Genomic DNA, 11,464 nt, shown 5'->3' with positions numbered 1-11,464 from the left:
GGAAGAAAGAGAGGCGAAGCTGTGCCGGGTGAGGTCTATTGTAATTGATCCACGAATGAGCACGAATTTTCACGAATTGAAGAGTATCGGTTATTTGTTTTTTCAACTTCGGTCGAAAAAACAAATAACCGAACATTGAGTGGTTGTATATACAAGAAGTAGTATCGTTAATCTGAAGAATCATTGCCTTATCGGTTTCTCTTTCTTTTTGAAATTCGTGCTCATTCGTGGACAACCCTTTTTTTATTCTACGGCTGGATGTAGCCGGCAGTGATCAAGCCGAGTATCCCGACACCGAGAGCGATACGGTAGAAGATAAAGAGAGATGTCGTGTGTTTCTTCAGGTAGCTGATAAGAAAGGCGATAGAGGCGTAACCTACAATACCGGCAAAGAATGTCGCCGCTACAAGATTGATGAGTTCGCTGCTCGAAGCCATGAGAGAGTCCCATGTTTCATACAACTGATAGATCCCGGCTGCGAAAACCGCCGGAAGTGAAAGCAGAAAAGAAAATCTGGCCGCTGTTTCGCGAGAAAGGTTCATGAACAGGCCTCCGGTAATCGTGACGCCTGAACGTGAAGAGCCGGGAATCAATGCAATACTCTGAGCGAAGCCTACCAGCAAGGCTTCTTTCCAGCCTATTTCCTGCATGGTTTTTGGTTGCAGCCCTTTTTTTGCACGGCGCTTCATCAACCATTCCGCAAGAATCAGCATGATTGCCAACACAATGAGCGCTGTACTGATCCAGTAGAGAGAGCGAAGGCTTGTTTCTATTTCGGTTTTAAAAAACAGGCCGAAGACCACTATAGGGATCGTTCCTGCACCTATCATCCAGGCCATTTTGGAATCCTGTGTCTCGAATGGCTTTCCTTTACGTAGCCCGGCGATGAAAGCTTTGGAAATGTTGATGATATCACGGTAAAAGTAAGCAAGGACAGCAGCGAGCGTTCCGATCTGAACTATTGCGGAGAACGGGGCTCCCGGGTCCTGCCAACCTACAAGAGCCGGGACGATACGAAGGTGAGCCGTGCTGCTGATCGGGAGGAACTCCGTGAGCCCTTGAACAATACCGAGAATGATGGCTTCAAAAAGGCTCATGATATATCAGATCATTGAGAGTTAAGGGGTTTTGTTGAGAAGCAGGCGTAACTCTTCAATAGCTTTTTTTACGGCACGGGACCGGTGACTCAACCTGTTTTTTTCTTCGGTACTCATTTGCGCAAAAGTTGCCTGCGCTGAATTTACCCAAAAGATCGGATCATATCCAAACCCGTTGTTGCCGGTCTTTTCTTTAACGATCTTTCCTTCAACGGAACCTTCTACCGTTTTTTCAAAGAGCAACGGGGCATGGTTTTTCGGTATACGGCCTTTGAGCGCTATGACTGTCCTGAACAGGGCTTTTCTATCAGTTATGCTTTCCATCATCTTGAGAAGATGGTTGACATTATCGTCGTAGGTTGGCGGTTTTCCTCCTGGCATGGGAGCGAAACGTGCGGAATACACTCCAGGAGCACCGTTCAGACCGGAGACTTCCAGACCGGTGTCGTCAGCAACGGTGACAAGAAACGGAAATCGACTCGAAAGCAGGTTGAAAACGGCATCGGTTTTAAGCCTTGCATTACCTTCGAGGGTTTCTTCCGTTTCCTCGATCTCGATATCTACCTGAAGATCGGTAAGGGAATAAACCGTGATTTCAGGAACGATGTTTTCCAGAAGAGGTTTGATCTCTCTGACCTTGTCGCGATTGTTCGTGGCAAGGACAACTGCTATTGTAGTATTTGTTGGCTCGTTCATTTTTCATTGTAGTTCTATTGTAACTCGACACTGATCATTCGTTGCTTTTCCTGCTCTTTTTTGCATGTTCCGCAGTTGTATAAGCAACACCTTGACAGAGGTTCCTTATGCATCGATAAGGCGCAGCATCTCCTTTACCGCAGCTTCCATTCCAGTCAGTGAAGCGCGTGCGATGAGGGCATGCCCGATGCTGACCTCTTCAATTTCCTTGATTGCTTTGAATGGTGTAATGTTGTAATAATTCAAGCCATGGCCTGCGACAACGCGAAGGCCGGACTCGCGAGCGAATGTTGCTGCGGTTGTTATCCGGTGGATTTCAGCTTCGAGTTCGCGGCTCGTTTTTTTCAGGGAGTAAGGTCCTGTATGCAGTTCAACCAGATCCGCTCCTGCTTTTGCAGCGAGCCGGACCGCTTCCTTTTCAGGCTCGATGAACAAACTTACCTCGATACCGGCGTCCTGAACCGGTTTGATGAATTCAACCATTTTTTCATAGTGACCCGTGATGTCAAAACCTCCTTCAGTGGTCAGCTCCTGACGTTTTTCCGGCACCAGTGTGATCAGTTCGGGTTTTGTCTTAATGGCGATCTGTTGCATTTCTTCGGTCATTGCCATCTCGAGATCGAGCTTGGTTGTGACAGCTTCCCGCAGTCTTTCAAGGTCTCGGTCCTTTATATGGCGCCGATCTTCGCGCAGATGACAGACGATGCCCGATGCACCGGCGAGCTCTGCGATAACAGCTGCCGTCACCGGATCGGGTTGCTGTTCGTTCCGCGCATTGCGCAGTGTTGCGATATGGTCGATATTGACTGCTAATTGCATAGTTGTGTTATCCTCATGATTCTATTTCTGTTCGTGAATTGTTAAGTCCACAAGCCCTGCTTTTTCAGGACATCACTATTCGATATGCAGCGCACCGTTCGCCTCCTGCTTATGCCGCTCTCGACAATTTATTGAGGTATTGAGGTGCCCTTTTTTCATACCTATATACATTTTGTCGCGTTAATACAATAAAAAGAGGAAAAAAAGTTGTTTTACACGGTAGGAGGGATAGACGTCGGAAGGAGTGCCGCAAGTTTCCGGTAGGGAGGTGATTTTGCATTGTCATACAGTTTTTTTGAAAAGTCAGGTATCCATTTTTGAATGTGGCTGTGGATAAATGAATGATATGCCTTGTTCGCATTTGTTCGGGTTGCGTCAAGGGTCGCTGCCGAAGCGAGGAACGCCAGAAATTCGACCTCGGTCGAGATATGATCCACGAGGTCGAGGTCGGCGGTCATGCCCCATTCCTGATAAAGACGATCGACTTTTCTGCTGTTCGACCCGAGCATCGTGCCTTCCCGGAAAACCGATTCGTAGGGGGGGCACGGAGTGTTAGGGTAACCGGAGATAAAGAGTCTGGTGTATTCGCCCTGGAGCTGCTCGCTGTTTTCCTGCTCGAACAGACGCAAAAGTGACTTGAATCCGGTTTTTTCCTTTTCCGCGGTTATTTCCTGAAGTTGTGTCTGAAGGTTCGGCAGGAAGGCCCTGTTAGGATAGGCGAAACACTGGCTCAGAAAGCGCAGTATACGTGCCTTGTTTTCAATGGTGATTTCCACTTTTGGCGTTTACTTTTTTGATTTTTGCTACCATGGATACTGGAATACCCCGGCGTGAAGCACGTAGTATCTGAGGAGAAAACCGCCGGCCAGCACCAGGCAGCCGGCGGTAACCATAAGAGACGCAGAGCCTCTGGTATGGCGGGCGAAGAAGATGCTGTATGTTTCTATCAGTAATGGGATAATGAGCCCGAAGCCCAGAAAACCGATGACAAACATAGGGGTTTCGAAAAGAATCGCAGCGGATTCCCTCGCTCCGGTCGGTAAAAAGAATGCGAAGTTGAAGTAGGCTCCGAGAATGATAAGTTCGGTGACTATCAGGGCGGCGTCGAGTTGCTCAAGCTTGCGGACAATGGTCGATGAGCCTTCTTCTCTGGAAAAGGTGAAAAGCAGGAGCAAAAATGCCGCTCCGGTTGAAAATGCGGAGATAACGAACAACAGCGGCAATGCAGGGGTGTTCCAGAATGAAATGGCCGGTGCCGAAGAGATGAGGAGCCCGGTGTAGATTGCCACCAGGAATCCGGCAGTGGCTCCTCCGAGCGCTGCCATTTGGTTGTAGCGTTCCAGCAGAGTGAGAATCGGAGCAGGGATTTTGTTAACCAGGGGCTCGAACCAGGGCCAGCTCTTCAAAAGCGGGATGACATAAGCAGTTGCTGCAAGAAAGTAAAGGTTGATGAACACGACACCCCAGAAAATCCATGAACGGGGATTGGTCAAGGCATAGACCGCTTTGAGTGGCTGAAGCATGTCAGCCAAAAGAAAGAGGGTGCCGATGATCATAAAACCAATGGCGGCAACAACCGCGGCTGAAATGATTTTCCGGTCGCAGCGCTCAAACATGTGCAGCATCGCTCCGATCGCAACCGTCGCTCCGCCAAGTCCTCCGAGAAAAAGGTACATGGCAATCTGCCAGTGCCAAACATCCTGATGTACAAAAGACATGAGCCTTCAATCTTCGATTTTGTAATGAGCTACAGGATCGAGTTCGACTATCTTCACCATACGAACTACGAACTACGAACTACGAACTACGAACTACGAACTACGAACTACGAACTACGAACTACGAACTACGAACTACACCCTTAGGACGGGATGTAGAATACCTTGGGTGATGTCCCGAGTTCCGGACGAAGCGGTTTGGCTTTTCCGGTTTTTGAAAGCTTGTGAACCTCACTTTCCGGATCATCGAGGTCTCCGAACACTCTTGCATTTGTAGGGCAGGTACCTGCACATCCGGGAGTCAGTCCCTCGAGAACGCGATGTTCGCAAAAACTGCATTTATCAACATGTGGTACCCGGTGTGAAAGGTCATCGTCATAAAGCTCTGCCGCTGTTTTTACATCCTCGCGGTCATAGGGGTAACGGGCGTCATACGGGCAGGCAATCGAACAGGCATAACATCCCATGCAACGGTCGTAGTTGATCCTGATGATACCCTCTTCTGTTCGGTAGGTCGCTCCGGAAGGACAGGCTGAAAGGCAGGGGGTGTTGTCACAATGCATGCATAGTCTCGGCAGCAGCTCCCTGTGAACGTTCGGATAGAGGCCGTGTTCGATATCTTCGACATGAGTGCGGAATTTTCCGTTCCAGTAAGGGGTTTGGTTTTCCATCGAACATGCCGCCATACAAGCCTGGCAGCCGACGCACAGGCGCATGTCCATTACCATTCCATAACGTGCCATGAGCTATGCGAGCTTTTTTGGTTTTAGCGGCCTTATCCGTACCGTAAATTCCTGCGACATGAATGATGCTGCAAGGGGTTCTATGCTGTAGGGCATCAGTTCGTTAAGTGCAGTGCCTTTTTCTGCAGCTATGTTGAGTTTCGGGTTTTTGCTTCCGTAGGAAGACGGTAGAAAAACCGTATCGGGACGGATCATTTCCGTGACGAACAACCTGGCTCTGGTTTTTTTGTTGTGCCTCAGGTTTTCAATCTCGACAACCTCTCCTTCATCCAGACCGAGTTTTTCAGCCTTTCTCTTGTTGATCCACAGTCCGACAAAACTGTTTTCCTTGGGTTTCGTCACGGCAGCAAGAAGTGCATTGTTATTGTTTGTAGAAGCGTGAGACACAACCGGAATTTTACCATAGGTAAAGTAAAACTCATCCGGATCGAGAGGCGCTTTTTTTGTTTCGTCCGAAACGGAAAGGGGGATGTAATCCAGAAAGGGATTCCACAATGGGTGAGACCCTGCAGTACGGGAGAATGATGCAAGGATCGGACTGTACAGTTCAAGCCGGCCGGACAAAGTCGGAAGCGGGATTTTGTGCGGCATTGCTGCTTCTTCGAGCAGTTTGTCGGCGTTTTTAAGTATGATCAGTCCTTTTTTCCGGATGGTTTGTTCTACTTCGCGTCCGGTTAGTTTTCTGCCGGTAACCTGTTCAGAAAGATTACCCAAAGCAGCGTACGCGGTTTTGAGAAATGCTTCGTTATATGGCTTTCCTTCTGCTTTCGCTGCAGCGATCTCTTTTTTCAGCAATGTTTCATCGAGGCCGGCATATTCGGCAATTCCCTCTATGTATGCCTCCAGTTTGCCCATCCGGTCGGTTATTTCACAGAAAATGTCTGCCGCGTCACGTGTATTGTAGAGGGGTTCGACGGCGCGAAGGCGGGTTGCAAATCCAAGGTTGGTATCGGGTCCGAGAGGGTAGAGCAAGGGTTCATTTCGTTCCAGATAGGTATGATTCGGCAGGATCACGTCTGCAAACGCTGTCGTGTCGGATGGAAGTACGTCAACCGTGACAACCAGATCGACGTTACTGCTGGAAAGGATTTCTTCCCAGCGTTCGGCAGGAAAGTAGTGTCGAAGCGGATTGGCTGCGTTCATGAAAAAAGCCTTGATCCGGTAAGGCTCTCCGTTCCACGTCATCTCGCCTCTTACGGCTTCGAGCATTCCGCTGTCGGCCATTGCAGGAAGGAATGCCGAGGGCTTACCCTGTTTTTGCTGTTCATGCGCCCAGGCAAACGAAAGGGCAGGCTTGCCGTGAGACCAGGATGCCGGATTGGCAAAGATATCGATGAGTCCACCGGCGAATCCCATGCCGGGCAACATGACAGGAGGCACATCATGAGGGGGCTCTTCAGGAGTATGCTGTTTCGAATGCCAGGCGTTTTCAGCTTTGTGGCGGTATTCGCCGTTCATCAGCCATCCACCTTTGCTGTCGATACCGCCGACAAGCGTTTGAATGATCGCCTGCATGCGGCGTTGCGAGATGACGTGGTGATAACGGGCGCCCATCCAGCCCGGGTCGACCAGAGCAGGGCGCGCTTCGGCAAATTCCTCTGCGATGCGTTCAATAGTCGCCGAGGGAACATCCGTGATGTTCGATGCCCACTCGGGTGTGAACCGTTTGGTTTTTTCAATGAAAATGTCAAAAACCGTTGTTACGGGTTTGCCGTTCCAAAGGGTATCTTCAGGTACTCTCAGAGCGGGAACAATAGGCTTTTTGTTCGTTGTCGTCTGATTTGTGTTGGTATAAGCCGGGACGGGAACAACTGTTCTGCTTATTTCATCATAGACGTAATAACGACCGGGTTTCCCGTCGTTTCCCGTATCGGTAGCCAGTTCGATGGTACCGTTTTTGTCCTTGAATGTGAGGAATGGAGCGTTCGTATGACTGGCAAGAAATTCACCATCGAAAAGCTCTTTGCGAAGCATGGTGTGGATCATGGCCAGAAAAAAGGCGTGATCGGTCCCTGGTTTGATGGCAATCCATTCATCTGCTTTGGAAGCAAGCTCGCTTTGCCGTGGGTCGAGGCAGACTACTTTTGCTCCGTTTTTCCGGGCTTTGCCGAACCGTACGGCTCGAGCAGTCGAAATGGCGGCAACGGAGGCGTTGTTTTGACTGAAGAGAATGTAGCGGGCGTTTTCGAAATCAGCCAGGATCTCATCATGTACATTGAAATTACCGGTTACCAGGTCGGTTCCAAGATGCCCGGCTGTGACGCAGTGCTGCATCGGTGAGGCTATGATGTTCGGGATTTGAAGTGTCTTGACGAACGGAAGGCTGAAGTGCATGTAGGAAACACAGGCGGTCCATCCTCCAACCATTGCGATTTCCCACGGATTGACTTTTTGGAAACGGGAGGCGATATAGTCGTAGGCCTCTTCCCATGTGGCGACACGGAAATTCCAGTCCCCCCTTTTGCTTCCTTCAACCCTGATCAGTGGTTCCTTGATACGATCGGGATCGTAGAGCTGTCGAAGCCCTGCCTGACCGCGCGCACAGATCTTGCCCCGATTGAGCGGACTGTTCGGGTTCCCCTCGATTTTTACTGCACGTTTCCGTCCGTTGACAGTTTTTACGGCGATGTTGATGTTGCAAAAAGAAGAGCAGAAATTGCAAATACTCGGAATCCATACAACTTCTCCAGAAGAGGATTGGGCATGAACACCAGCTGTTTGCTGGCCGGAATCCCATATTGGTCGCAGGATGGCCATGCCGCCCAGAACGCCTGTTGCCTTAAGGAACTGGCGTCTCGTTATTTTTTTTTTCATACCTGGATTGTGATGGTTGTGAATTGTCGTGCAGCTATGGCACAGCCATCGAAGAAACAAGTTATCACAATTGTTAGTTAAATGTCAAATATTGCATACGTAGAATGAGTTTCTGTTGCATGAAAAAAATTCGGTTTTGGGGTTTTTTGTCGCTAAAAAGTATGTTTTGAATAAAATTTTTGTTGACGGAAAGAAAAATGAGCAGGGTATAACAGGGAACGGTATGCGAAAATCACGAGGAGCTTCCATTGAGTTTTCCATGATTTGGGAGAGTGAATATGCTGTTCACAACGAACGTCGTTTTATTACCAGGGTTAATTTCTGGCGGGATCTTTTTCCTGGTAGAATGGGAGAGGCGGCCGAGGCTCTTCTTCCGGGTGAGCGTTGCAGAGAGAGCTTTGCTGCCGGTCGACTGGTTTTACCGTTTACAACGGATGGAATCGTTCGGTTCAAAGAAAAGTGCTTTGAAAGTCAGCAGGGATACCACTCACTTTTGCCAAGGATCGGACGGTTTTATCCACAGGGAATTGCCTGGACGGCTTTCGGTTGTTTTCGCGGCAACATGAACCCGTTCCGCATCATCGGAATTGAGAATGATACGGTAATTGCCGATACCAACCATCCTCTTGCTCTTTATCCCGTTACTTTGGAGGCAACATGTGTCGAGAGAAGAGCTGCGTTCGAAGAGCGCGGGGGGATGTGCCATGATATTTCGGAAACGGTTACATCCGATGGTCCTGGAATGCAAGTGCCTTATCCAGGAATCAAAACGAATTTTTATTCGGTGTATCCGTTCAGGAGACAGAACGAAAATGAAGACGTTTTTTTTTACGGTGTTCCGAGATTCGTCAATCATCTTGATGAAACAGCGTCAAACCTCATCGGTGGAATCTATTCGAAAGCACTTGTTTCCGGTTCAAAGGTGCTCGACCTGATGAGCAGTTGGGTATCCCATCTGCCTGATGAACTTGAACAATGTGAGGTTGTCGGGCTCGGCATGAATGAGGAGGAACTTGCTGCGAATAAAAAGTTGTATGGGTATGTTGTTCATGATCTGAACGAAAGTCCGTTACTGCCGTTTACGGATGACGAGTTTGATGCCGTTATCTGTACGGCGTCGGTAGAATACCTGGTCAGACCGCTTGAAGTCTTTAAGGAAATCGGCCGGGTTGTAAGGCAGGGAGGATTGTGTATCATAACATTTTCAGACCGGTGGTTCCCCGGCAAGCAGATTTTGCCCTGGTCCGGGCTGCATGGATTTGAGCGGCTGGGTCTTGTCCTCGATTATTTTCACAAATCATGTCTTTTTGAGAACCTCCACACCGAGACAGTGCGAGGCTATCTCCGGTCGTCCGATGATCGGCAAAGAGATAAAACAGCGTTTTCCGATCCTGTTTTTGCTGTTTGGGGAAGCGTGAAAGAGAAAGAAGCATTGTAAATAGAGAAACAATGGGGTGTTATGTGCCTATGTCTCCAAAAAGAAGGGTTGAATGCAAAAAATCGTTGACGATTTAAGTTGTTGACCTGCTTTAATCAATAAGAAAAGTATATGCTATGGTGCGTTTTATAGAGCTGATACGGAATTGTCTGTCCGATGTCCGGGAAATCATGCCCTGGGATCTGGTTGAACGCATGAAGGATAATCCGGACCTTCTTGTAGTCGATGTTCGTGAACCATATGAGTTTGATGCGATGCATATTCCGGGTTCCATAAATATTCCGAGAGGTATTTTGGAATCCGCCTGTGAGTGGGATTACGAAGAAACCGAACCCGAACTGGTAAATGCCCGGAATCGGGAAGTTGTCATTGTCTGCCGTTCGGGGCACCGCAGTGTCCTTGCGGCTCATTCGATGCAGGTGCTCGGGTACGAAGATGTGGTTTCTCTCCGCACAGGATTGAGAGGATGGAACGATTATGAAGAACCTCTGGAAAACAGTGAAGGAAAGGCTGTCGAAGAGGATGAAGCCGACAGTTATTTTACAGCGACATTACGCCCCGATCAGATAGATCCGGCGAGAAGAGAGCGTTAGATACCGAGACTGGGAGGGGGTAAAGTAAAAATCCCGTACGCAAAAAACTGTTTGTTTCTTGTGTCGAGTAGGACGAGGGTTTTTCTTTTCTTATCTTCGTCTGGGTCTTTGAAAACCTTTGGAGCCCAGAAAGATCAGATGAAAAGCATAAATCCCCAAAAGAAGGATCTGAAATGAGCGCCAATGGCAAGCAGGAGCCCTTGCGATCACAAGAGCGAGTAGATACCGAAATTCCAACCAAGGAGCATATTGTCGAGGCAGAGCGCTGCGGTTTTCAGTGTCACGCCAAGGCAGCCAAGGTTCGTTTCGATGAGTTGTTTCCTGGTATTATCGCTTCGGTTACCGTTGCAGCCGCGGCAACGTTTCTTTCCGAACACTACGGAGCCCCGACCATGCTGTTCGCCCTTTTGCTCGGCATGGCTTTCCGGTTTTTGTCCGAGGGAGGGCAAGCTATTGCCGGTATTCAGTTTGCATCCAAAACCATTCTGAGAATCGGGGTTGCACTTCTTGGTATGCGGATAACCCTTGAACAGATTTTATCTCTTGGTGCCGGGCCAATGGCTGTAGTGGTTGTGTCTGTCATGCTGACGATACTCTTTGGGCTCGGTCTTTCAAAAATCATGGGACGAGGAAAACGGTTCGGTGTGCTGACGGGAGGAAGTGTCGGTATCTGCGGGGCATCGGCTGCGCTTGCTATTTCGGCAATCCTTCCAAAAGATGAATACAGCGAACGCAATACTATTTTTACCGTGATCAGCGTGACCGCTCTCAGTACGGTTGCAATGATTTTCTATCCCGTCGTTGTCGAACAGTTCGGCCTCGATCATGATGCGGCCGGTATTTTCCTTGGCGGAACCATTCACGATGTTGCTCAGGTAGTCGGCGCAGGCTATTCCGTTTCCGATAAAACCGGAGATACGGCTACCTTTATCAAGCTTCTGCGTGTTGCCATGTTGGTGCCTGCGGTTTTTACTCTTTCCTTGATTTTTCATACGCGCAACAAGGAAGAAGGAAATGCTGCCGGTGGTGTCTTTTTACCGCCGTTCATCATTTTTTTCATTCTACTGGTCGGGGTCAACAGTGCCGGTGTGACTCCCGAACCCATTCGTCAGTTCGTTGTAGATACATCGCGCTGGTGTCTGGTTACCGCTATAGCGGCTCTCGGTATGAAGACATCTCTCAAAGCTCTTTTTGATGTGGGCTGGAAGCCGGTTTCGATAATTGTTGCCGAAACGTTGTTTCTTGCTGCATTGGTTTTAGGGGCCATCTACTGGATGTCGTAATACCGGATATCAAAGCAAGTTACTCTTTCTCCCCCCTTTTATTCTTCATTTGGGATGGCTTCAATGCGGCATGTTACCGGCTTGTTGTCGGGGAATCGAAGCTCCTGAAATTACTCCAATAGTATCGAGACTGCCGTAACGAAAAACAGGGTGTTTTTTGAGCGATACCGTTGTTTTTTCTTGACTATAGTTATGTAATTATGTAGCTTTATGTTTTATAAAATCCCCCGTTTTTCGAATTTCTGAGCCTTGATATTCGCATA

At 48.7% G+C, this 11,464-nt stretch carries 10 protein-coding genes; 3 read left to right on the top strand and 7 right to left on the bottom strand.

The features are described from left to right. Window positions 1–248: 248 nt before the first annotated feature. From uppP to CR164_RS11485, 7 genes are all read right to left on the bottom strand, one after another. On the bottom strand, window positions 249–1,097 hold the full coding sequence (gene uppP / locus CR164_RS11515; protein WP_110024146.1) for an undecaprenyl-diphosphatase UppP: 849 nt from the start codon (window positions 1,095–1,097) through the stop codon (window positions 249–251). 21 nt (window positions 1,098–1,118) lie between these two features. Next, a complete protein-coding gene (gene rdgB, locus CR164_RS11510) occupies window positions 1,119–1,793 on the bottom strand; it encodes an RdgB/HAM1 family non-canonical purine NTP pyrophosphatase (RefSeq protein WP_110024145.1) in 675 nt (224 codons plus the stop codon). A 105-nt stretch (window positions 1,794–1,898) separates the two neighbouring features. Next, window positions 1,899–2,612: a pyridoxine 5'-phosphate synthase gene (locus tag CR164_RS11505; RefSeq protein WP_110024144.1), complete on the bottom strand. Its 714-nt coding sequence runs from the start codon at window positions 2,610–2,612 to the stop codon at window positions 1,899–1,901. A gap of 212 nt (window positions 2,613–2,824) precedes the next feature. Continuing rightward, window positions 2,825–3,388, bottom strand: coding sequence for a TorD/DmsD family molecular chaperone (locus CR164_RS11500; RefSeq protein ID WP_204901810.1), 564 nt, complete (start codon window positions 3,386–3,388; stop codon window positions 2,825–2,827). A 27-nt stretch (window positions 3,389–3,415) separates the two neighbouring features. After that, the gene (nrfD, locus tag CR164_RS11495; protein WP_110024143.1) at window positions 3,416–4,330 is read right to left on the bottom strand and encodes an NrfD/PsrC family molybdoenzyme membrane anchor subunit; all 915 of its coding nucleotides are present in this window, start codon (window positions 4,328–4,330) and stop codon (window positions 3,416–3,418) included. Window positions 4,331–4,473: 143 nt separating this feature from the next. Continuing rightward, window positions 4,474–5,073, bottom strand: a complete 600-nt coding sequence (locus CR164_RS11490; protein WP_110024142.1) for a 4Fe-4S dicluster domain-containing protein — start codon at window positions 5,071–5,073, stop codon at window positions 4,474–4,476. 3 nt (window positions 5,074–5,076) lie between these two features. Next, on the bottom strand, window positions 5,077–7,887 hold the full coding sequence (locus tag CR164_RS11485) for a molybdopterin-dependent oxidoreductase (protein WP_110024141.1): 2,811 nt from the start codon (window positions 7,885–7,887) through the stop codon (window positions 5,077–5,079). 223 nt (window positions 7,888–8,110) lie between these two features. Between CR164_RS11485 and CR164_RS11480 the strand changes: the two genes are divergently transcribed. From CR164_RS11480 to CR164_RS11470, 3 genes are all read left to right on the top strand, one after another. Next, window positions 8,111–9,325 (top strand): class I SAM-dependent methyltransferase, encoded by a 1,215-nt coding sequence (locus tag CR164_RS11480; RefSeq protein WP_110024203.1) that lies wholly within the window; start codon window positions 8,111–8,113, stop codon window positions 9,323–9,325. 116 nt (window positions 9,326–9,441) lie between these two features. After that, window positions 9,442–9,918, top strand: coding sequence for a rhodanese-like domain-containing protein (locus tag CR164_RS11475; protein ID WP_110024140.1), 477 nt, complete (start codon window positions 9,442–9,444; stop codon window positions 9,916–9,918). A 173-nt stretch (window positions 9,919–10,091) separates the two neighbouring features. Beyond that, complete coding sequence (locus CR164_RS11470; protein WP_110024139.1) at window positions 10,092–11,201, top strand: YeiH family protein; 1,110 nt, start codon at window positions 10,092–10,094, stop codon at window positions 11,199–11,201. The last annotated feature ends 263 nt before the right edge of the window (window positions 11,202–11,464 follow it).

Source organism: Prosthecochloris marina, from assembly GCF_003182595.1.
Taxonomy (GTDB): domain Bacteria; phylum Bacteroidota; class Chlorobiia; order Chlorobiales; family Chlorobiaceae; genus Prosthecochloris; species Prosthecochloris marina.
The sequence above is the reverse complement of the archived record's forward strand: the minus strand, read 5'-3'. Positions and strand labels throughout refer to the sequence as shown.

Coding starts and splice junctions, on each gene's coding strand:
- uppP (WP_110024146.1), bottom strand. CDS start 1,097: ATGAGCCTTTTTGAAGCCATCATTCTCGGTATTGTTCAAGGGCTCACG.
- rdgB (WP_110024145.1), bottom strand. CDS start 1,793: ATGAACGAGCCAACAAATACTACAATAGCAGTTGTCCTTGCCACGAAC.
- CR164_RS11505 (WP_110024144.1), bottom strand. CDS start 2,612: ATGCAATTAGCAGTCAATATCGACCATATCGCAACACTGCGCAATGCG.
- nrfD (WP_110024143.1), bottom strand. CDS start 4,330: ATGTCTTTTGTACATCAGGATGTTTGGCACTGGCAGATTGCCATGTAC.
- CR164_RS11490 (WP_110024142.1), bottom strand. CDS start 5,073: ATGGCACGTTATGGAATGGTAATGGACATGCGCCTGTGCGTCGGCTGC.
- CR164_RS11485 (WP_110024141.1), bottom strand. CDS start 7,887: ATGAAAAAAAAAATAACGAGACGCCAGTTCCTTAAGGCAACAGGCGTT.
- CR164_RS11480 (WP_110024203.1), top strand. CDS start 8,111: ATGCGAAAATCACGAGGAGCTTCCATTGAGTTTTCCATGATTTGGGAG.
- CR164_RS11475 (WP_110024140.1), top strand. CDS start 9,442: ATGGTGCGTTTTATAGAGCTGATACGGAATTGTCTGTCCGATGTCCGG.
- CR164_RS11470 (WP_110024139.1), top strand. CDS start 10,092: ATGAGCGCCAATGGCAAGCAGGAGCCCTTGCGATCACAAGAGCGAGTA.